Source organism: Lysinibacillus sp. NPDC093688 (genome assembly GCF_050280145.1).
GTDB classification, from domain to species: Bacteria; Bacillota; Bacilli; order Bacillales_A; family Planococcaceae; genus Lysinibacillus; species Lysinibacillus xylanilyticus_B.
Map to the genome: position 1 here is coordinate 1 of NZ_JBNNUX010000021.1, position 21297 is coordinate 21297.

General features: G+C 37.4%; 18 protein-coding genes. 6 read left to right on the plus strand and 12 right to left on the minus strand.

Features of this window, described 5'->3' with window-relative positions; genetic code table 11:
- Positions 1 to 296 precede the first annotated feature (296 nt).
- The gene (locus ACQKN2_RS16135; protein ID WP_427415850.1) at positions 297 to 1196 is read right to left on the minus strand and encodes a DMT family transporter; all 900 of its coding nucleotides are present in this window, start codon (positions 1194 to 1196) and stop codon (positions 297 to 299) included.
- A 333-nt stretch (positions 1197 to 1529) separates the two neighbouring features.
- Between ACQKN2_RS16135 and ACQKN2_RS16140 the strand changes: the two genes are divergently transcribed.
- On the plus strand, positions 1530 to 2246 hold the full coding sequence (locus ACQKN2_RS16140) for an MgtC/SapB family protein (RefSeq protein ID WP_427415851.1): 717 nt from the start codon (positions 1530 to 1532) through the stop codon (positions 2244 to 2246).
- A 15-nt stretch (positions 2247 to 2261) separates the two neighbouring features.
- Positions 2262 to 3257 (plus strand): cation diffusion facilitator family transporter, encoded by a 996-nt coding sequence (locus tag ACQKN2_RS16145; protein ID WP_427415852.1) that lies wholly within the window; start codon positions 2262 to 2264, stop codon positions 3255 to 3257.
- Positions 3258 to 3457: 200 nt separating this feature from the next.
- Here the strand turns inward: ACQKN2_RS16145 and ACQKN2_RS16150 are convergent, their stop codons facing one another.
- The 4 genes from ACQKN2_RS16150 to pruA form a co-directional block, all read right to left on the minus strand.
- Positions 3458 to 4621 (minus strand): iron-containing alcohol dehydrogenase, encoded by a 1164-nt coding sequence (locus tag ACQKN2_RS16150; protein ID WP_427415853.1) that lies wholly within the window; start codon positions 4619 to 4621, stop codon positions 3458 to 3460.
- Positions 4622 to 4965: 344 nt separating this feature from the next.
- Positions 4966 to 6210 carry a Glu/Leu/Phe/Val dehydrogenase gene (locus tag ACQKN2_RS16155; protein WP_323648062.1) on the minus strand — a complete coding sequence of 415 codons (1245 nt, stop codon included), beginning with the start codon at positions 6208 to 6210 and terminating at the stop codon, positions 4966 to 4968.
- A gap of 83 nt (positions 6211 to 6293) precedes the next feature.
- Positions 6294 to 7487, minus strand: a complete 1194-nt coding sequence (locus ACQKN2_RS16160) for an ornithine--oxo-acid transaminase (RefSeq protein WP_323648063.1) — start codon at positions 7485 to 7487, stop codon at positions 6294 to 6296.
- Positions 7488 to 7779: 292 nt separating this feature from the next.
- On the minus strand, positions 7780 to 9324 hold the full coding sequence (gene pruA / locus ACQKN2_RS16165) for an L-glutamate gamma-semialdehyde dehydrogenase (protein WP_427415854.1): 1545 nt from the start codon (positions 9322 to 9324) through the stop codon (positions 7780 to 7782).
- 145 nt (positions 9325 to 9469) lie between these two features.
- Here pruA and ACQKN2_RS16170 point away from each other — a divergent pair, with 145 nt between their 5' ends.
- The gene (locus ACQKN2_RS16170; protein WP_427415855.1) at positions 9470 to 10777 is read left to right on the plus strand and encodes a sigma 54-interacting transcriptional regulator; all 1308 of its coding nucleotides are present in this window, start codon (positions 9470 to 9472) and stop codon (positions 10775 to 10777) included.
- Between the two features lie 146 nt (positions 10778 to 10923).
- Here ACQKN2_RS16170 and yugI read toward each other — a convergent pair whose 3' ends face one another.
- The 3 genes from yugI to ACQKN2_RS16185 all read right to left on the minus strand — a co-directional run bounded on the left by yugI (position 10924) and on the right by ACQKN2_RS16185 (position 13574).
- Positions 10924 to 11301 carry a S1 domain-containing post-transcriptional regulator GSP13 gene (yugI, locus tag ACQKN2_RS16175; protein ID WP_323648067.1) on the minus strand — a complete coding sequence of 126 codons (378 nt, stop codon included), beginning with the start codon at positions 11299 to 11301 and terminating at the stop codon, positions 10924 to 10926.
- An 88-nt stretch (positions 11302 to 11389) separates the two neighbouring features.
- On the minus strand, positions 11390 to 13033 hold the full coding sequence (locus tag ACQKN2_RS16180; protein ID WP_427415856.1) for a hypothetical protein: 1644 nt from the start codon (positions 13031 to 13033) through the stop codon (positions 11390 to 11392).
- Positions 13026 to 13574, minus strand: a complete 549-nt coding sequence (locus ACQKN2_RS16185) for an RNA polymerase sigma factor (RefSeq protein ID WP_427415857.1) — start codon at positions 13572 to 13574, stop codon at positions 13026 to 13028. The genes ACQKN2_RS16180 and ACQKN2_RS16185 overlap by 8 nt, the downstream gene beginning before the upstream one ends.
- Positions 13575 to 13841: 267 nt before the next feature.
- Between ACQKN2_RS16185 and ACQKN2_RS16190 the strand changes: the two genes are divergently transcribed.
- Positions 13842 to 15182, plus strand: coding sequence for a sodium-dependent transporter (locus tag ACQKN2_RS16190; protein WP_427415858.1), 1341 nt, complete (start codon positions 13842 to 13844; stop codon positions 15180 to 15182).
- A gap of 200 nt (positions 15183 to 15382) precedes the next feature.
- Here ACQKN2_RS16190 and ACQKN2_RS16195 read toward each other — a convergent pair whose 3' ends face one another.
- Positions 15383 to 15643 (minus strand): DUF1871 family protein, encoded by a 261-nt coding sequence (locus tag ACQKN2_RS16195; protein WP_079561543.1) that lies wholly within the window; start codon positions 15641 to 15643, stop codon positions 15383 to 15385.
- A 72-nt stretch (positions 15644 to 15715) separates the two neighbouring features.
- Here ACQKN2_RS16195 and ACQKN2_RS16200 point away from each other — a divergent pair, with 72 nt between their 5' ends.
- On the plus strand, positions 15716 to 16885 hold the full coding sequence (locus ACQKN2_RS16200; RefSeq protein ID WP_427415859.1) for a MalY/PatB family protein: 1170 nt from the start codon (positions 15716 to 15718) through the stop codon (positions 16883 to 16885).
- 230 nt (positions 16886 to 17115) lie between these two features.
- Here the strand turns inward: ACQKN2_RS16200 and ACQKN2_RS16205 are convergent, their stop codons facing one another.
- Both ACQKN2_RS16205 and ACQKN2_RS16210 read right to left on the minus strand, forming a co-directional pair.
- Positions 17116 to 17328, minus strand: a complete 213-nt coding sequence (locus ACQKN2_RS16205; protein ID WP_427415860.1) for a hypothetical protein — start codon at positions 17326 to 17328, stop codon at positions 17116 to 17118.
- A gap of 22 nt (positions 17329 to 17350) precedes the next feature.
- Positions 17351 to 17938 carry a peptidylprolyl isomerase gene (locus ACQKN2_RS16210; RefSeq protein WP_427415861.1) on the minus strand — a complete coding sequence of 196 codons (588 nt, stop codon included), beginning with the start codon at positions 17936 to 17938 and terminating at the stop codon, positions 17351 to 17353.
- A 563-nt stretch (positions 17939 to 18501) separates the two neighbouring features.
- Between ACQKN2_RS16210 and ACQKN2_RS16215 the strand changes: the two genes are divergently transcribed.
- Positions 18502 to 20352, plus strand: coding sequence for a transglycosylase domain-containing protein (locus ACQKN2_RS16215; protein WP_427415862.1), 1851 nt, complete (start codon positions 18502 to 18504; stop codon positions 20350 to 20352).
- A gap of 307 nt (positions 20353 to 20659) precedes the next feature.
- On the opposite strand, the gene ACQKN2_RS16220 is transcribed toward ACQKN2_RS16215, so the two are convergent.
- Positions 20660 to 21223 carry a DUF5366 family protein gene (locus ACQKN2_RS16220; RefSeq protein WP_427415863.1) on the minus strand — a complete coding sequence of 188 codons (564 nt, stop codon included), beginning with the start codon at positions 21221 to 21223 and terminating at the stop codon, positions 20660 to 20662.
- Positions 21224 to 21297: the final 74 nt, after the last annotated feature.

Consider the following 21297-nt stretch of genomic DNA (forward strand, 5'->3'; position numbering starts at 1 on the left):
ACTCTCCATAAAAAGAAATTTGATTAGCTCAAATTGTTTTGCTGGCATCATGTTTGATGTCCAAAATTTTGTTTCGTTCACCAACTCAAGGTTAGTTACTAAAAACTTTATTGATTACGTTTTGCTTGTTCAGTTTTCAAGGTTCATGTCGTTGTTGTTTTTAACAACTTTATCATCATAACTCATCTCCAACAAGAAGTCAACAACTTTTTTCAAAATCTTTTTTTCAAATCTTTTTTTCAAGTCATCCTTCTTGTTAAGGACAAGTAATAATATATAATATAGCAATTTAAAAATCAAGCTTTTTTTGAAAAAAGTTTAAAAATCTTTTTCTCATCCACCACAAACAATAGAATTCCTACTATAACAATTAATCCACCAATAATTTGTGTGGCTATTAAAAACTCTTTAAAAATGAGAAGAGCTAAGATGGCCGCCCCAATTGGTTCAAATAATATCGCAATAGAGATTACATTTGTACTAACGTATTTGATAGACCAATTAAATAGAGTATGACCCAATAAATTAGGTACGATTGCTAATAAAATAAACCATATCCAGTCCATAGTTGGATAAGGGCCGAACGATTCACCCTTAATAAGAACATAGATGAATAACGTAATTGTGCTAACAGCATAAACAATCATCGTATATGTCACAAGAGATAATCTCTTACGTACATCTTGTCCAAATAAAAAGTAAGCTGTAACGAGTGCGCACGCAATAAGAGCAAGCATGTCTCCATAAAATGCAGTACCGCTAAGTTTAAAATCTCCCCAACTAATTAAAATACTACCAATAATAGCTATTGTTCCTGCAAATATGGTTTTTAGAGTAATCTTCTCTTTAAAGAAAAAATATGTACCTACAAATGCAAACAACGGCTGTAGTGTAACCAAAACTGTAGAACTTGCTACAGAAGTGTAATTAAGTGATTCAAACCACAAAATAAAATGGAAGGCTAAAAATATGCCTGCAACCGAAGAAAATAGCCAATCACGCATTCTTAATTGTTTTACTTCATGAGTGTACTTCCAGAAAAACAGAGGAGCCATTATTAACACCGAAAACAACATACGGTAAAACGCAATAACCCCCGCTTCTGCATTTGCTAATTTTACAAATATCGCAGATAAGGATACAGAAATAACACCAATAAATATAGGTATGTATGGATGAATTCTTGGTTTCTCCATTAAATCCAACCTCCAATCATTTTTTCCTGGGTATAAATACGTCTGGATTCAGCTTTGTGCTATCTGCTATCCGTGATATCTACCTGAGGCTTCAACTTACACCAGCATCTACCTAGACACCTATAACGGCGGAAACTTCTGTAGCTAATTTGGCTACTAAAAACACTTGTAGCTGATGCATCGCTTTCGCTACCAAGATCGTTTACTGAAAGAAATAAAAAAATACTTATACTTCATTCCTATCGTGATGTACAATACAAAAAAGTAATGTACATATAATAATGACACCTTGCATATCTCTTAGCAATACGAAATATCTATGGAGGGTTGCGTATGGAAACCTTTGAAAATTTGATTACATATGAAGTTGGCATAAAATTAGTAATTGCAGCCACATTAAGTTTAGTAATCGGCATTGAAAGAGAATTAAAAAAGAAGCCTGTAGGATTAAAAACGAGCTTAGTTATTGCTACATTTAGCTGTTTATTAACTGTTATTTCAATTGAAACCGCCTACTCCACACCCCCAAGGTCAGATATCAATATTACTATGGACCCTCTACGCTTGGCTGCCCAAATCGTTAGTGGAATTGGATTTCTTGGAGCAGGCGTTATTTTAAGACGTGGTAATGATAGTATCTCAGGTTTAACAACTGCAGCAATGATTTGGGGAGCTGCCGGGATAGGAATTGCAGTTGGTGCAGGCTTCTATCTGGATGCTACATTAGCTGTGATTATCATTGTCTTTGGCATTGAGGTTTTATCGCCGTTTCTAATGAAAATAGGACCAAAAAGAATTCGTATGCGAGAGATATCATTGAAGGTTCAGATTAACAATGATGAAAATAGTGAATCCTTTTTACATTTTTTGAAGGAAAACAACATTATTATCGAAAACATACGCATTCAAGATGTTCCAAATAATGATAACGTTTTTCACGAATTAGATTTACGCTTATCATTAATAGTATCTGATAACTTACTGTCATTTTATCGTTCATTACGAGCACTACCCTATATAAAAAAAATTGAAATGGAAATTTTAAACTAGTCGGAGGATTCTTTCGTGGGAGAACTATTAAAACTATTAAAAAACGGGAATAAACCATCTTTGTTGGCGGCGGTTGTCAATGCCTTTTTAGGAATTATTAAAGGCGTCGCCTTCTTCTTTACAGGTAATGTTGCCATGTTTGCAGAAATGATGCACTCTCTAGGGGATGCAGCAAACCAATTATTTGTTTATATCGGCTCAGCACTTTCGAAAAAAGCACCGACAAAACAATTTCCTGGAGGCTTTGGCCGAATTGTAAATTTAGTTTGTCTTTTTGCTGTTATTATTGTTGCCATTCTTTCTTACGAAACTGTAAAAGAAGGCTTGCATCATTTTATGCACCCTGCTGGAGAATCTAAGGGAATGCTCATTGCACTTGGCGTATTATTGATCGGTATTGTTTTAGAAGGGTCAGTTCTTGCGAAAGCTGCCGTTGAAATACTACATGAGGCTGGACAAGAAAAAACGGGATTATTAACATCTATCCCTAAAGCTTTTCCCTTTTTAAATCGCGCAAAACCAGCAACAAAATTAGTATTTATGGAAGACTTAGTGGCTACAGGAGGTAATATCTTAGCCTTCGTCGCTATTTTAATGGCACATTTTACAGGCTGGACAAGAATCGAAGGACTTGTATCAATGATTATTGGCTTTATGATGTTCTATGTAGTAGCAAAAGTTTTCCTTGATAATGCACGAGGCGTTATTGGTGAAACAGACGAAGAAATGCTAAATCATATTGCTCATCTTGTTATGGATGACCCAAACATCAAAGATATTGTTCGTTTAGAGGTCGTTAAAGAAGGTGAATTTTTACATGTGGAATTAGTCGCTGAAGCTGACCCTAGCTTATCACTTGCTTTTCTAGATGATGTCCGCGACCATTTAACAGCGGTCATTTTAAGTCAGAAGGGCGTATCAAAAGTGGCCATTTTATATGATGAGGATGATGGGAAACAAAATTGGGTGCATATTGGTGAAAGACCGGATAATTCAACACCCAAACAATAACATCATAAGCCAAAATAATTTTTTTAAATAAGATAAATAGCCAATTGCCCTATTGCGGGTAGTTGGCTATTTTTTATACAAGTACTAGATGAATGATGTCTCTAATCAACGCAATGTGACATCAAGATTTATACGAAGAAGCCTGCACATTAAATTCCAATTAATAATATAAGACTGCGTAGCCTCATATCCGTTTTCCATTAAAGTGAGTTTTGCAAAATAGCTCGCACATCTTCTTCCTGCAATTTGTTGAAGTTTCCAAAGGGACCATTTTGCATTGCATGTTCTACGATTTGATGGAATTTCGAATTATCAATTTCATATTCCGCAAGATGACTTGGAGCTCCTATTGAAGTCCAGAATGCCGATAAACGATCAATTCCTTCATATGCTACTTCTTCCGGAGACTTTCCTGTAGCGTCGACACCAAAAACGCGTGTTGCAATGCCTGCAAAACGCTCTGGATTCACAGATACACTTAGACGCATCCAATGTGGTTGTAATATCGCTAAACCACCTGCGTGAGGAATATCGTATACGGCAGATACAGCGTGCTCAATATTATGTGACGCCCAATCACCTCGAGAACCAATTGATAAGAATCCATTTAACCCAATTGTTCCGGCTAATAAAACCGTTTCACGTAACTGGATATTCTCTAAATCTTCTATTAATTTAGGAGCTGTTGTAATAACTGTTCGTAATACCCCTTCACACATTTCATCTGTAATCGGTGTATTCGTCGTGTTATGGAAATATTGTTCAATTACATGCGACATTATATCAACGATACCATAAACGGTATGATTTTTTGGTACTGACACTGTATACGCTGGATTTAAAATCGAAAATTTCGGGAAAACAGCAGGGCTACCCCAGCTTAGTTTTTCTTCTGTCTCCGCATTTGTAATGACAGAGCCTGAGTTCATTTCAGAACCTGTTGCAGCTAGCGTCAATACCGTTCCAAGCGGTAAAGCGTCCTGCACAAATACTTTACGCTTTACAATGTCCCAAGCATCGCCATCATATTTTGCACCAGCGGCTATTAACTTAGAACAGTCAATAACGGAACCACCTCCAACAGCTAGAACTAGATCAATTCCTTCTTTTTTACAAAGACCAATACCAAGTCTCGCTGTTTCCACACGCGGATTTGGCTCCACACCGCTTAGTTCAAATATTGTTTTATCCGCTTCTTGTAACTTCTCGATGACAGCATTATATACACCATTTTTCTTTATACTACCTCCACCATAGACAACCAACACCTTTTTACCTTGTTGCGCTAACTCTTTTGATAGCTTTTCCAGTGCATCTTCACCAAAATGCAACTTCACTGGATTATAAAATGTAAATGAATCCATTCAATTCGCCCCTTTCAAGTTGGATTTTCTCATATTTCTGTTAATGAACGCAAAGATTTAAAACCGAAATATTGGCTTCAATTTGTCACTCCGAAAGGTCTAACTGTCTGTCCCATCTATTAGCCTCTCAGACTAACTTATCGTCTGTTAAGTAGCCGCTAAATAGTATGACTTCATATAAAAAATAAAGGGCTTCTTAAGCTTATCGTCAGGGGTTCCATAATTATGTATGTTCTCCAAATACGATCAAAGAAGAACGTCTTAAACATGCGATTAAAATGGGACGCATACAAAAAAAACGAGCCATCCGACTAAGAATGACTCGTTTTTCATATATATATTGATTAAACCCATCCACGGAAGCGTGAAGCTTCTGCAGTGCGGCGAACACCTACCATATAAGCTGCTAAACGCATGTTAATGTTACGTGTTGTCGCTGTTGTATAAACGTTCTCAAATGCATCGACCATTTTTTTGTATAGACGTTCTTCAACTTCTTCTTCTGTCCAGTAATAACCTTGGTTATTTTGTACCCACTCGAAGTAAGAAACTGTTACACCACCAGCTGATGCTAATACGTCTGGTACAAGTAAAATGCCACGATCAGTTAAAATTCTAGTTGCTTCAGCAGTTGTTGGACCGTTCGCTGCTTCTACCACGATGTTTGCTTTAACATTGTGTGCATTGTCAGCAGTAATTTGGTTTTCGATAGCAGCTGGCACTAGAATATCACAATCAAGCTCTAATAATTCTTTGTTTGAAATTGTGTTTTCAAATAATGTTGTTACAGTACCGAAGCTATCACGACGATCTAATAAGTAGTCAACATCTAAACCTTCTGGATCATGAAGTGCACCATAAGCATCTGAAATACCGATTACTTTTGCACCTAAATCATGCATGAATTTCGCAAGGAAACTACCTGCGTTACCGAAGCCTTGAATAACAACGCGTGCACCTTTAATATCAATGCCACGTTTTTTCGCTGCTTCTTGAATAACGATTGTTACACCTTGTGCAGTTGCACGGTCACGACCTTGAGAACCGCCAAGTACTAATGGCTTACCTGTGATGAAACCTGGTGAGTTGAATTCGTCCATACGGCTGTATTCATCCATCATCCAAGCCATAATTTGTGCATTCGTAAATACGTCTGGCGCAGGAATATCTTTTGTTGGTCCTACGATTTGACTAACTGCACGTACATATCCACGGCTTAATTTTTCGATTTCATCCATAGACATTTGACGAGGGTCACAGATGACACCGCCTTTACCACCGCCATAAGGTAGATCCACGATACCACATTTCAATGTCATCCACATTGAAAGCGCTTTAACTTCTTCCTCAGATACTGCCGGATGGAAACGTACCCCACCTTTAGTTGGTCCTACAGCATCATTATGTTGTGCACGGTAACCAGTAAATACTTTTGTTGTACCATCATCCATTTTCACTGGAATACGCACTTGTAGCATGCGAAGCGGTTCTTTTAACAATTCATACATTGCTTCGTCATAGCCAAGTCTATTTAGAGCCTCTTGAATGACTTCTTGAGTTGATGTGAACAGATTTAAGTTTTCAGACATTATTAAATCGCCTCTTTGTTTTTATAATGATAGTATATCGGCATCATTGTAACATACTTCCGAATTGAAATGTGAACAATTTGTTAAACTTTAAAAACTTTTTCAATTTGCTCGATTGACCAATCTAAATCTTCTTGAGAAATAACAAGTGGTGGCGCAAATCGAATAACTGTATCATGTGTTTCTTTACATAATAGACCTAATTCTTTAAGCTTTTCACAATACGGACGTGCTGCCTCTGTTAATTCCATTCCGATAAATAAACCACGACCACGAACATCTTTAATAACTGGGTTATTAATTTCTCTTAATTTCCCTTTAAAGTATTCACCAAGTTGGTGTGAACGCTCTGCTAATTTTTCATCTAGTAATACTTTAATTGAAGCAATAGATACAGCACATGCTAAAGGATTACCACCGAAAGTTGAACCGTGTGATCCTGGATTGAAAACTCCTAAGATTTCACGATTTGCAGCTACACAAGAAATTGGGAATACACCGCCGCCTAAAGCTTTCCCTAAAATGTACATATCAGGCTCTACTTCTTCCCAATCACATGCGAACATTTTACCTGTACGTGCTAAACCAGCTTGAATTTCATCTGCAATGAATAAAACATTGTTTTCACGGCAAAGCTCGCGAGCTGCTTTTAAGAAGCCTTCTGGTGGAATAACGATTCCAGCTTCACCTTGGATTGGTTCAATTAAAAACGCCGCTGTGTTAGGAGTAATAGCAGCTTTTAATGCTTCTAGGTTACCGTAATCGACTAATTTAACATTCGGTAACATTGGACCGAAGCCACGACGATATTCTTCGTCAGATGATAAAGATACAGCAAGCATTGTACGACCATGGAAGTTACCATTGCATGCAATGATTTCAGCCTTGCCATCTTCTACACCTTTTATATCATATGCCCAACGACGAGCTGCTTTAAATGCAGTTTCTACCGCTTCTGCACCTGTATTCATCGGTAATACCATCTGTTTATTTGTTAATTTACCAACAAGCTCATACCATTCACCAAGGTTTTCACTATAAAACGCACGAGAAGTTAGTGTTACTTTATCAGCCTGTTCTTTTAACGCAGCGATAATTTTTGGATGACGATGACCCTGATTCACAGCAGAGTAAGCTGATAGCATATCTAAGTATTTAGTACCTTCCGGATCTTTTACCCAAGCACCCTCAGCCTCTGAGATAACGATTGGTAGCGGGTGATAGTTTGCAGCACCAAAATTTTGAGTTTGTTCAATAACTTGATTTGTTTTTGTCATATAGTTTTCTCCCCTTACTTTCATGATGAAAAATCTCTGGACGACTCTGATTTTCTATAAGTATTTCAATAGGATAATTTCAGCATTTTCTGAATATAAAAACCAAAAATCTACCTTGCTACTCCTAAGTACGCCACTACAACGTTAGCGTCTGCGGTTCTTGCTCAGCCTACTTTACCAGGAGTAGTTTCGCAGATTCTCTTACTAGCCCCGGTCGGATTCGGTTTAGTGCTTGCACAAAACCGAATCCGTGACATAACCCGAGGGCTATAACTTCTGTCTGCTAAAGAGGTTATAGCATTTCTGAAGTTGTTTTTGCTTGCATGTGAAGTTGTAGATAGTCAGGGCCACCTGCTTTTGAGTCTGTACCTGACATATTGAAGCCACCGAATGGTTGGTAACCTACGATTGCACCTGTACAGCCACGGTTGAAGTATAAGTTACCTACATGGAAATCTTCACGAGCTTTTTCTATGTTCATACGATTATTTGTAATAACCGCACCAGTTAAACCGTATTCAGTGTCGTTTGCAATATCGATTGCTTGATCGAAATCTTTAGCCTTTGTGATAGCTACAACTGGACCAAAAATTTCTTCTTTCATGATACGTGCAGAAGCATCTACGTCTGCAAATACTGTTGGTTGGATGAAGTAACCAACTGAATCATCAGCTGTACCACCTGCAACAAGGCGACCTTCTCCTTTACCAATTTCAATGTACTCTGTCACTTTATTGAATGCTGCTTGGTCAATAACTGTTGCCATGAAGTTTTTGAAGTCTGTTGGATCACCAACTGTTAACGTGTTAGTAAGCTCAATTACACGATTAACAACTGTGTCATATACATCTTCAACGATAATAGCACGAGAACATGCTGAACATTTTTGACCAGAGAAGCCGAATGCTGATTTTACGATAGATTGTGCTGCAAGCTCTAAATCTGCTTCTTTATCAACAACGATTGTATCTTTACCGCCCATTTCAGCGATAACACGTTTAATCCAAATTTGACCATCATTTAATACAGATGCACGTTGGTTAATACGTAAACCTACATCACGAGATCCAGTGAAGCTGATGAAGCGTGTTTTCGGATGATCAACTAAGTAGTCACCTACTTCTGCACCAGAACCTGGTACATAGTTCACAGCACCCGCTGGAAGACCTGCTTGCTCTAATACTTCGATAAATTTATATGCTACAACTGGTGTTGTAGAAGCTGGTTTTAATAAAACTGTGTTCCCTGTAACTAGAGCTGCTACTGTTGTACCCGCCATAATTGCGAATGGGAAGTTCCAAGGAGAGATAACGATACCAACACCCAATGGAATATAGTCATAACGGTTGTATTCACCAGGACGGCTCTCTACAGGTTGACCTTCTTTAACACGTAGCATTTGACGACCATAGTATTCTAAGAAATCAATTGCTTCTGCAGTATCTGCATCAGCTTCAGCCCATGGTTTACCCGCTTCTTTTGTTAAAAGCGCAGAGAATTCGTGTTTACGACGACGGATAATTGCCGCTGCTTTGAATAGTACGTCTGCACGAATAGCTGGATCTACTTTTTTCCAAGTTTTAAATGTTTCGTCTGCAGCTTGCATCGCTTTTTCAGCTAGTTCTTTGTTTGCTTTTGATACGCGACCAATTACTTCTGTTTTCTTTGCAGGATTATATGAAACGATTTTATCTTCTGTCGTAATACGTTCACCACCGATAATAAGTGGGTAGTCTTGACCTAAATAACTTTCAACTTTATTTAATGCTTCTAAATATGCTTTGTAATTTGCCTCTTGAGTAAAATCTGTGAATGGTTCGTGTTTGTATGAAATCATACTATATCCTCCCTCGTGAGATGTGTTTTAAGTGTGCAAAAAACATTGACGCAAAATATCTTTGCGTTTAGAATATTCTTACACTTATAATAATGCAAAATTTTGTTGCATATTTCAAGTAAAAAATTTTCGAGGTGCACATTTTATGAAAAATTCCGAACCCTTACTCCCTTTTTATGAGTTTATTACAACAAATGTAACTGTTGGTATTCATGCTGTAGACCTTTCTGGCAAAACAATTATTTATAATACGAAGATGAAAGAAATTGAAGGATTTCATTTTGATGAATTAGCCGATCGTTCTGTTATTGAAATGTTTTCTTTCCGCCAGCATGAAAGTACTTTAATGCGTGTATTACAAACAGGCAAAAAGGAAATCAATGTAAAACAAACATATTGGAATAAAAATGGTCATGAAATTACAACTATTAATGATACTTTTCCACTATATGTCGAAAATAAACTAATTGGAGCTATCGAGTTTGCTCGGGATATTACATCACTCGAAAAGCTAGTTTATCAGCCTCTTCGTCGATATGGTGAACCTTTAACATTCGATATGATAACAGCTGTTTCCGAATCAATGAAACAAGTTATCGCAAATGCTAAAAAAGCAGCAGCTGTGAAATTACCAGTATTATTAATTGGTGAATCGGGTACAGGAAAGGATTTAGTAGCAGAGGGTATACATCATGCAGCTTCGACTGACGCTGAAGCATTTATAACCCTAGTGAGTCGTCGCTCTGCTCAATCTGTTTTAGATAAATTACAGGAGCTCTTACAGGATGACAAGGCATACACATTTTTCTTTGAACGCATTGATTTTTTAAGTCTAGACATTCAAGAGCAACTATTAGAGGTATTACAGTCTCTTCCACAATCAAAATACATGCTTATTGGCAGTGTAGGAAGCGATCCCATTACATTGATTGCAGAAAAGAAACTATCAAAATCACTGTATTATTTCTTTGCCACAATGGCCATTTCCATGCCTAATTTAACAGACCGAAAAGAAGATATTCTTCCATTCGTAGATGATTACTTTAAGCGCCATCAAGAACGATTTGCTTCAAATGTCGCGGAAGTATCACCAGATGTACAGGATTTATTTTTGCAATATGATTGGCCAGGAAATTTAAAGGAGCTTGAGCTATTACTAGATGAAACCGTGTCGTTTATGACCACTGAATCAACAGTTACCTCAGATTTATTACCAATGCATTTCCGCTTCAAGGTACAGCAGCAAGACGTATCTAATCACGAGCCGGAATTCTTTATGTTCCAGCAACAGAATGATATTATGCCGCTCGATGCTTATTTACGTGAAGCCGAATCCTATTATGTGCAAAACGTCTTAAATTTATATGAAGGCAATATAACAAAGGCTGCTACTGCACTTGGCATGAGTCGTCAAAACTTACAGTATCGAATTCGAAAAATAAAAAATCAATAACTTCAGCTATAACTAAATAAAAAAAACGAGGATGCTTTCATATTTGAAAGCATCCTCGTTTTTTTATCTCGCATGAACAGGCAGTAATTTATCTGTACCGAAAGCGCAGCGCTATGTACAAGACTCCTACCTAATATTCAGCAAAATTAATGTCCTGACTGCTCGATCCAGTCCTGTAATTTATCTTTTAAGGAATTAAAACCATTCGCATCCGATTCATCTACACGGTCCTGCAATGATTTACGTGGCGGTGCATCTTTTTTACGCAATGTAGCCGGGCGCTCCTGCAAAGCACGAATCGATAAACTAATTTTTTCGGCATCTTCATCGATTTCAAGTATCTTCACTTCTACCTCTTGCCCAACTGACAAAAATTCACTTACGTCCTTTACAAAGCCGTACGTAATTTCGGAAATATGTACAAGGCCTTGTGTATCTTCATCAAGCGCAACAAATGCACCGTACGGCTGTATACCTGTAACTTTTCCGTTCAACACGTCCCCTAATTCATATTTTTTCCCCATAAACTTTGCCCACTTTCTTTTTGTTTGCTACGTATATATCACCATAAATTATAACATACGTAAATTAGTGGAGCAAAAAATCATCCCATCAATCAATGATCCCTGTTATGCGATAATTACCTTCTTTATTTTTCGATAATTTAATAAGAAATTGTCTACCGTACATATCCTGATACTCTCCTGAAACACGAGCAGCAACCATTGGATAAATACCATCATATTCCCCTAATTGACTAAAAACATCTAAACTTTTAACTTTGTCTAACACACTTGTATTACTGTTCGCTTCTGGCATTAATATAGCTTTTTGTAAAGATTCATCTCCTATAGTTATTGCATATAAAAAAAGAGAAACCATATTCAATGGGCGTAGTTGATTGATAAATGTTTCTGTATCACTTTTTTTATACTGCTCATATATACTCTTCATTTCTGATTCATCAATACTTACAATAGTAACATCACTATTATTAATAAATCCTTCTGTTTCTTGATTTTGCAATATCATTGTCCAAATATCGTAGACAGTTAACTGAGCTAAAGTATCTGAGTGATTGTCCTGTTGTAGCTCATTCAAAATTGTTGAAGCAGTTTTTTTCATTACTTCCCCGTACTTTCCATCAGCTACTTTTTGTAAGAAATTCATATAATCTTGATGAGGTTTCCCATCCTTTGTTAAAGCAGGATAGGCTTCCGTTCCGTTCAACAATACCAACCATGTATTTTTAAAGCTTTGTCTTAGAACCTCATAAGTAGACGAACCTGAGTTTACATCCGCTAGTAACGAGCGCTCCATTATTTTCAAAGATTTAGCCGTTTCTTCCCGCGTATACCTTAAATCATCTGCTAATAATAAATGCCCCTTTTGTAAATATTCAAAGTAACCAAAAATATCAGGATGTAATTGCTGGATAGAATCCTGTGCAAATTCACCATTAATCGGATTAGCTTTAAAATAAAACGAACCTTGATCATCTACTTTCAGTTCCATAAATTGATTGTTCGCAGCTTCAATAATTACTTTTAAATCTGATGGATATTGATTGATATCCACTTTCTTCTTTAAGAGAGGTTCATATTGCACAAGAAGATTACTGTAAAAATTTTCTAGTTCCAAGACCGTTTTTTCATATAAGCGATATATCTCAAATGATTCATCAAAAGTTAATTTTTCCCGTTCATTAATAGCTTCTAACGCTCTCCTAGGTGTCATTAATTCATTAAGAACATTTTCTTCTGTATTTTTTAAATACTGGTCATCGCTAGCGAGTAAATGTAAATTATTTCTTGTATAAAAGTCTAACTTAGCATCAGCATCTTTAATAAATTCAAATGCATTTAGTTCATCACCAGAAACTCTTAACTCTCTTCTTATTTGATCTCTTTTACTGTTATATTTTTTAGTAATTTTCTCGACCCATTTTTTATTTCCAGCTTTCTGTGGTTCTTCCTGAGAAACATCATCTTCACTATTTGCGCTTTCTGATTGATTAAACACATACGATGAAACTAGCACACCCACTAAAAATAAACTTGCAATGCTTGCAATCCAGACAGCTGGCTTTTGCCATCTTGAAGGGGGCTTTTGTGTTGTTACCGTTTCTTGCGCTTGTTGTGTTGCATCTTCTGCCTCCATTTGTGCGAAAACGGTTTCTGGATCTAACTGTGGTTCTAGGCGATCATAGGATTTTTTTAGAAGCTCCATTCGTTTTTCAAACTGTTTATCATCCATTTTCAACACTCCCCTCTTCCATTAACACCGCTTTGAGCTTTTCCTTTGCACGTAATAGACGAACTTTAACAGATGATAACGAAATATTTAGTACTTCCGCTATCTCCTCATACTTTAATTCATGGAAGTAAAATAATATGATAGGATAACGATATTTTTCATCAAGTGCTTGAATGGTATTATGCAATAGCCTATCCTCTTCAAAATTAAGGACATGCTTTTCCGCTGAAGATGAGGGCATTTGTTGCTGTGCACTTAGCCTTTCTTCCTTTGCTTGCTCTCGTTGTTCTTTGCGATAATAATCACGAGATGCATTCAATGTGATTTTATAGAGCCACGTCGTAAAACGATCCTGCTTAAATTGATGTAAAAAACGATAAAGCTTCACAAATACCTCCTGTGAAACATCTGCTAAATCATTACTATGCACGCCGCATTGAAAAGCAAACTTTTCAACTGTTCGTTGATGTATTCGAATCAGCTCTATATAGGCACCTTTGTCTCCTTGCTGAGCCCGTTCTATTAACTCGGTTTCTGTCACAGTCATCCCCCCCTTTGCATATGTAACGAACCATTTCCCCTAATTGTTACATATTTAAATATATTTTGGATTTTTACCATACAGTGTGGTTGATTTCCTTGTACTTCGCTGGTAATACCGCCAAAACCATCTATTCAGCTACTAAAATTATCCCCCTGTACAAACCAAGATTAATTTAAAAACATCTAAAATCATTCGCTGAAATTAGCTTGTGTTATGAGCATATTGCGGTAAAATAAAGCTTTAGTATAAGGAGGATTAATTTTTGTGTCTTCGAGAGATCAATTTACATCTAAAATCGGGTTTATTTTAGCTGCCGCTGGAAGTTCTATAGGATTAGGAGCTATTTGGAAGTTTCCTTACATGGCGGGTACTAACGGTGGAAGTGTCTTTATTTTACTATTTATCCTATGTACATTTTTCATCGGTTTGCCGGTGTTAATTGCAGAATTTATGATTGGTCGCCGTGGGCAAAAGGATGCCGTCACGTCGTTCAAGGAACAAGCACCAGGAAAACCGTGGTACTTAATAGGATGGGGTGGCATGATTATTGCCGGTCTAATACTTTCATTCTATAGTGTTGTCGGTGGTTGGATTTTAAGTTACTTAGGCCGCGCCATAACATTCCACCTCAATACTTCTAGTTCAAATGCTAATTATGCAGATTTATTTGATAACATCATTTCAAGCCCATTGGAAGCAGTGCTTGTACAAGGGTTATTTATGTTGTTAACGGTAGTGATTGTATCAGCAGGAATTAAAGGCGGGATTGAAAAAGCTAGTACGTGGATGATGCCTCTATTATTCATCTTCTTCATCATATTAGTTATACGCTCTTTAACATTGGACGGTGCCATGGAAGGCGTCAAATTTATGTTCGTCCCTGATTGGTCCTACTTAAATGCGGAAACATTTTTAATGGCACTTGGACAAGCATTCTTCTCATTAAGTGTCGGGATCGCGGTAATGATCACATATGCTTCCTATTTATCAAGAACAGAAAAGATTGGAAATTCAGCGATCAATGTTGCATCGATGAATATCATTATCTCTTTACTTGCAGGTCTAGTAATTTTCCCAGCAGTGTTCGCTCTTGGCTATACACCCGATCAAGGTCCTGGCCTCGTATTCATTATTTTACCTGCTGTTTTTGAGCAATTACCTCTTGGTGGTCTATTCTTAACGATTTTCTTCGTACTTTTACTATTTGCAACAGTTACTTCTTCCATTTCCATGTTAGAAATTGTCGTGGCTATCGCAATTGGAGATAAGCCTGAAAAGCGTAAAAAAATTGCTTGGATTGGTGGTATTATTATTTTTATCGTTGGTATTCCAAGTGCTCTGTCATTCGGCATCCTATCTGATGTAAAAATTTTAGACCGCTCTATTTTCGACTTTGTAGACTTTTTGACGAATAATATTGGTATGCCAATTGGAGCCTTACTGATTTCTATCTTTGCAGGCTATTACTATACAAAGGACATCTCACGTAAGGAGCTTGCCTCATCTAGTCTGATGTTCAATATTTGGTATATTTTAATTCGTTATGTTTCTCCAATAGCGATAGTAATTATTTTCATCCAGGGGATTTTACCGTTGTTTAAATAAAAGACCGTTAATTTTATAGCTAAAAAACGAGGTTGTCTCAAAATTGAAGACAACCTCGTTTTCTATAGAAAAGCAAAAACATAATTGTGTCCGAATACGGATTGTACTGGCACCCAGAACTCTTTTCCGATTCTATGACATCCGCCAGAAGTTAGATCAATACAATATTGGTCACTCAGGCATTTCACCCGCTGAAGAAGTTAAATAATGCATTTTGCTTCAAATTTTATCGCAATAAGTTTGTATGAAATGGCTACACAATCTTCATATGGAATCCATTCTTCAAACGAATGCTCATATGTTTCTTGAATAACCTTTGCAAGAACAGATGGATCATCGATACCTTGCAATGCTGCTACAACATCTGCGGTTTCAGTATCATAATGATCTGGACCTAAGTGGAATGGATCCCATTCCTCTAGCAGATGTACGGCTGCTTGATTCATTTTTATATTTTCCAAAATACTCACCTATTATCCTTTTATCATACTCGTATGATACCATAGTAAATAAAAAAGAAAAGAGTGATTTGCTTGTCTATTTTCGATCAAACTATTAACCGTCGTTGTACAAACTCTGTAAAATGGGATGCAATGGAAAACGTATATGGATTACAAGATGCTTCAGACATACTCCCAATGTGGGTAGCTGATATGGATTTTGCTGCACCAGTAGCTGTATCAAAGGCGCTACAAGAGCATGCTGAAAAGACTGTTTTCGGCTATAGCTTTGTTAGCGATGAAGCCGTACAGGCGATCGTAGACTGGCAGAATACTCAACATGATTGGCACATTGATAAAGAATCCGTTGTTTTCTGTAATGGTGTTGTCGCTGCTTTAGCCGATAGTATTATGGCACTTACCAATACTGGAGATAAAGTACTGATTTCCTCACCTGTTTACCCACCATTCTATAACATCCCAAAAAGCAATGGCCGAGAGGTTGTTAATTGTCCTTTAGTAGAAAAAGATGGGACATATGTCTATGACTTTGCAGCCTTTGAGGAAGCACTTGCTCAAAATGTGAAAGCCTACATATTGTGTAATCCACATAATCCCGGTGGCTATGTATGGGATGAAGCTACATTAAAGGAAATTGTACGACTATGTGCAAAATATGATGTAGTGATTATTTCCGATGAAATTCATTCTGATTTAATGTTAGATGGCTCAAAACATACACCATTAGCAAAAATCGCTGGCGATGAAATAGATCGCATTATTACATGTATGGCACCGACAAAAACATTTAATCTAGCTGGGATTCAAGTTGCCTATATGATTGTGACAGATAAGAAAAAACGAATGTTACTAGAAGCAGTTCATATGGCTAGCGGGCAAGGCTCACTAAATACCTTCGCTGCTGTTGCACTTCAGGCTGCTTATACAAAAGGTTCTCCGTGGTTAAACGAAATGCTTACTTATATTTCAACGAATATGGACTATGTAATTGCTGAATTAGAACAATTACCTGGGATCCATATTACAAAACCTCAGAGCACTTATTTACTTTGGGTTGATTATCGAGAATTAGGACTTGATGAAAATGAATTGATGCAGCGCTTGCTAGAAAACGGCAAGCTAGCATTAGAACCAGGGACAAAATACGGCGAAGAGGGTCGCGGCTTCCTGCGTATGAACGTTGCTTGCTCATTTGACACAGTAAAAGACGGTGTTCAGCGTTTTAAGCAAGTACTTCAGTAATAGGAAATAAATAGTGAAGGATATCTCAATTTTTCTGAGATATCCTTTTATTGTTTAGAAATCTATCTCACCTGAAGAATGGTGCGAAGACAAACCTTAATGAGAAAGTATGATGCCCCGCAGTCAATAAAGACAGCGTGGCATCTGGGTACAATCAATTATTCCTCGGCATAATTGCGTCCGGAGGCTCTAACTGCATTCAGTGGGTATTTGGACACCCGCTGATGCAGTTACATATTTTGCTGATTGTTTGTATTATTTTTCTCTGAAAGAATACGTGCTTCGATTTCCTTTGATTTCATTTCTTGTTTCTTAGAAATTTTACGGAAAATAGTAAATACAATAATACATAAAATAAGCATTAATAAAAATTCAAAAGCTGCAGGAACATAGCCTGATTTATCTTCTGGGAAATATAAAAATTGATACATTAAATGTTTCATGTTTTACACGTCCTTACAATTATTATTCAAAAACTGTAATTGACTCGATTTTTACATCTTCTACTGGTTTATCACGGGAATCTTTTTCTACATCTGCAATTTTGTCTATGATGTCCATTCCTTCAACAACATGACCAAATACTGTATGTTTATGGTCTAACCAAGGAGTACCGCCATTTTGAGCATATGCTTCAATAATTTCTTCTGGGAAGCCAGCACCTTGTAATTGACGAAGCATATCACTTGGAAGGTGCTTCATTTGTACGATAAAGAATTGTGAACCGTTTGTGTTTGGACCCGCATTTGCCATTGAAAGGGCACCGCGAAGATTAAATACGTTATCAGAGAACTCATCCTCGAAAGAGTTACCCCAAATTGATTCGCCGCCCATACCTGTACCTGTTGGGTCACCGCCTTGAATCATAAAGTCTTGGATTACACGGTGGAAAATGATGCCGTCATAGTAACCAGATTTTGCATGACCTAAGAAGTTTTCAACCGTTTTTGGTGCATGCTCTGGGAATAATTTAATTTTGATGGCACCTAATGTTGTTTTCATTTCTACAAGTACTTCGCCTTCAAGTACTTCTGTTGTTAATTGTGGAAACATGGAAGTCTCTCCTTTAAATGTAAAATTTCAGTTTCAATGAAAATGATAGTAATATCATTTCTGACCTCATTTTAGTCTAACATACTTCTTAATGGTTTTCTTCACCAAAGTATTGACGATTTTTTGCACTTTTAATTTTTTGGTTAATAAGCAAAGCGTGGGGTTGATTTCCGTTCCGGCTGGGCGCTTTCCTGGGGGCGTCCGATGAGCCGCTTCACTCGCGTTGCTCGCTGCAGGGTCTCATCTGTGACGCTGATCCCCGAGGAGTCGCCCAGCCTCCACTCCAATCAACTTATTCGCATGGCATACGTTTTAACAAAATGTCATCCCAAACTTACGATGAGAGACCGAAATTAGAAAATCAGTCTCAGCAAATAAATCCTAACTTTTGGTAACTAGTCAACTTCACAGGAAAATTTATTATCGTATTTAAACATGCCAAGAGTTGTTCAACCTGCTAGCCAAGATTGTTGATAAAGTGCAAATAGGTCTGAACGAGTATTTGGAAACCATCCAAATTATGTTATTCTTTTGAGTGACTCATATTTAGAGTGGAGGCACACATGAAAAAGGCTTTTGGTTTCATTATCATTTTACTATCCTTACCCGCCCTTTGGTGGATTAGTACAAATATTAGAACGGAAATCCATGCGGCACAAGCGCATGAGGAGCAAATCGCTAGCGCTATTCACTTACCGGAAGTTCAACCACAGCTTCCAGTAACACTTATTGATCAAAATGGTAAAACATTTAGCGAGGAATATGTCGAATGGAGGCAACCTCTAGCACTACAAGAAATCCCAAAAATTGCCCAGGAAATTTTTATCGCAAGTGAGGACGCTCATTTTTATGAGCATATCGGCTTTGACCTCAGTGCTATCATCCGTGCAGTTGTTGCTAACTCAAACACAAATTCAGCTTCTCAAGGTGCCAGCACTATTACACAGCAGCTCGTTCGTATGCGTTATTTATCCGACGAAAAAACATATGAGCGAAAATTAACAGAGGTTTTTTACTCCTATGAGCTTGAGAAAGAATTTGATAAAGACACGATTTTAACGATGTATCTAAATGAAGCCTATTTTAGCAATCAAGTTTATGGAATCGGTGGAGCAGCTACCTATTATTTTCAAAAACCACTCCAAGAATTATCTATAGCTCAAATTGCATTTATTGCGGCCATCCCAAATAACCCATCATTGTATAATCCTTTAAAGAATTTTGATAAAACAAAAGCGAGACAAGAGCGGTTATTAGATACGCTCGCAACGAGCGGGGCTATAACAAAAGAAGATGCCATTACATATAAAGCTGAAACGATTACATTAAATGTAAAGAATAAAGCGCAAAGCTACCCTATGTACAGCACTTACGTCCTCCAAGAGCTTAGATGGTTAGTTGCAGAAAACGAAGGCTATTCAGATCGTCTTGCAAATACACAAAGTGAAGAAGAAAAGAAAAAAATCAAAGCCCAGCTAGACAATCGACTCAATACATTATTTCAAAATGGATTAACGATTTATACCGCGCTTAATCCAGACAAACAAGCAAATGATGAGAAAAAGATGACTTCCATTCTAGGCTCAGGCAAATTACAAGCAGCCGGAGCAGTTATTGATAATAAATCCCGTGAAGTAGTTAGTCTTTATGCGGGGAAAAACTATGAAAAGTTTGGTTATCATCGGGCCTTTCAAGGAACGCGTCAGCCAGGCTCTGCCTTTAAGCCGTTAGCGGTATACGCTCCCTTTTTTGAAACGACAGCACACACTCCTGATTCTATCGTGAGTGGTGGCAGTTATTGTGTCGGTTCATTTTGTCCACAAAACTATGGCGGCTTTAAATACGGTGATGTACCCATTCGAGTAGCATTTCAAAATAGCTACAATACATCGGCTCTTCGTCTCTTGAACACTGTCGGAATTGACACAGCTTTTAGTTACTTAGATCGCTTTCACTTCCGCTCTATCGTTGCAAAAGACCATAATTATGCTGCCTCTTTAGGAGGATTAACGTATGGTGTTACAGCACTTGAGCTAGCAGACGCCTATACAAGCTTTATAGATGGCTCATACGTACAGGCCCATAGCATCCGTAAAGTAACAGCGGCTGATGGAACAGAGCTTTACAGGTGGGATTCAGCACGCGATCAAATTTGGTCACCGAAAACCGTTAAGTATATGCGTTCAATGCTTTCAGATGTCGTTACTAAAGGTACAGGACAAGGCGTTTATAGTAGAAGTAACTATGTCGGTGCAAAAACAGGAACAACTAACAACTATCGTGACTACTGGCTTGCAGGATTAAATGATGACTACACCGCAGCAGTATGGCTAGGCTATGATAAGCCACAATCTATGGAGAGATTAGAAGACTATAAGATTCACCATCAACTATTTAATGTTTTACTACAGTAAATAGTCATATATCCTCAATGAAAAGGAGCAGCCCTGAGTGAAATTCATCACTCTAAAGCTGCTCCTTTCCTTGCTTTAACGTTTCTATGTATTTAATGGTTCATCACCAAAAGTTATGGATGACTTTTGTTAAAACTTCTACTATGTAAATAAGTTGATTGGAGTGGAGGCTGGGCGACTCCTCGGGGATCAGCGTCACAGATGAGACCCTGGAGCGAGCATCGCGAGTGAAGCGGCTCATCGGACGCCCCCAGGAAAGCGCCCAGCCGGAACGGAAATCAACCACACGTTTTAGTGATGATCCCATTCAATGTGCAAACGGTAAGCTTGCCAAGATGCCATTATACAATTTTAAAACAACATAAAATATTAGCGATAATAGTATTGTCCACATAAATAGCTCAAATACTAATAAGCCAATCGTTCCACCCATCGACATAAAATGACTCATTTTATAGATAAGGTAAATAAAGTAAACAAAAACAGTTAAGACAAAAATACCTACTAAAACGTAAATAAATTGAATAGCAAAGGCTGAACAGATTGCACCAACTAATAAAATGATGTATCCGCCTCGTGCTTGATGAACTGTCGCACCATCATTATCCTTTGAGAAAAATAACATTCCTAGCTCATGAATCGTTTCCCCTACTAATTTTAATGCTGAAAATAACATAAAAAAGATCCCAGCAAAGACAATTAGTAAAAAAACACGGAGTTCGAAATCAGATAAAAACTCACGCATGCCGGAATACACACCGATTGCATGAAAAACTTGCAATGATTTACTTACTGCATACATCCCAAATGTCAAACTAAACAATAAAATCGTAATTAATGGTAGATAACCATAGATATAAGGGTTTTTCATAAAAAATTTTTACCTCTATTTTTATTGATAACTTCCTATTTATAATATATCCAAAATTCTTCCACTATCGCAAG

What these genes read in the sequence shown, in the direction of transcription:
- ACQKN2_RS16205 (WP_427415860.1), bottom strand. Translation starts at nt 17,328, where the DNA reads ATGAAACATTTAATGTATCAATTTTTATATTTCCCAGAAGATAAATCA.
- ACQKN2_RS16155 (WP_323648062.1), bottom strand. Translation starts at nt 6,210, where the DNA reads ATGTCTGAAAACTTAAATCTGTTCACATCAACTCAAGAAGTCATTCAA.
- ACQKN2_RS16180 (WP_427415856.1), bottom strand. Translation starts at nt 13,033, where the DNA reads ATGGATGATAAACAGTTTGAAAAACGAATGGAGCTTCTAAAAAAATCC.
- yugI (WP_323648067.1), bottom strand. Translation starts at nt 11,301, where the DNA reads ATGGGGAAAAAATATGAATTAGGGGACGTGTTGAACGGAAAAGTTACA.
- ACQKN2_RS16140 (WP_427415851.1), top strand. Translation starts at nt 1,530, where the DNA reads ATGGAAACCTTTGAAAATTTGATTACATATGAAGTTGGCATAAAATTA.
- ACQKN2_RS16135 (WP_427415850.1), bottom strand. Translation starts at nt 1,196, where the DNA reads ATGGAGAAACCAAGAATTCATCCATACATACCTATATTTATTGGTGTT.
- ACQKN2_RS16220 (WP_427415863.1), bottom strand. Translation starts at nt 21,223, where the DNA reads ATGAAAAACCCTTATATCTATGGTTATCTACCATTAATTACGATTTTA.
- ACQKN2_RS16215 (WP_427415862.1), top strand. Translation starts at nt 18,502, where the DNA reads ATGAAAAAGGCTTTTGGTTTCATTATCATTTTACTATCCTTACCCGCC.
- ACQKN2_RS16210 (WP_427415861.1), bottom strand. Translation starts at nt 17,938, where the DNA reads ATGTTTCCACAATTAACAACAGAAGTACTTGAAGGCGAAGTACTTGTA.
- ACQKN2_RS16170 (WP_427415855.1), top strand. Translation starts at nt 9,470, where the DNA reads ATGAAAAATTCCGAACCCTTACTCCCTTTTTATGAGTTTATTACAACA.
- ACQKN2_RS16150 (WP_427415853.1), bottom strand. Translation starts at nt 4,621, where the DNA reads ATGGATTCATTTACATTTTATAATCCAGTGAAGTTGCATTTTGGTGAA.
- pruA (WP_427415854.1), bottom strand. Translation starts at nt 9,324, where the DNA reads ATGATTTCATACAAACACGAACCATTCACAGATTTTACTCAAGAGGCA.
- ACQKN2_RS16160 (WP_323648063.1), bottom strand. Translation starts at nt 7,487, where the DNA reads ATGACAAAAACAAATCAAGTTATTGAACAAACTCAAAATTTTGGTGCT.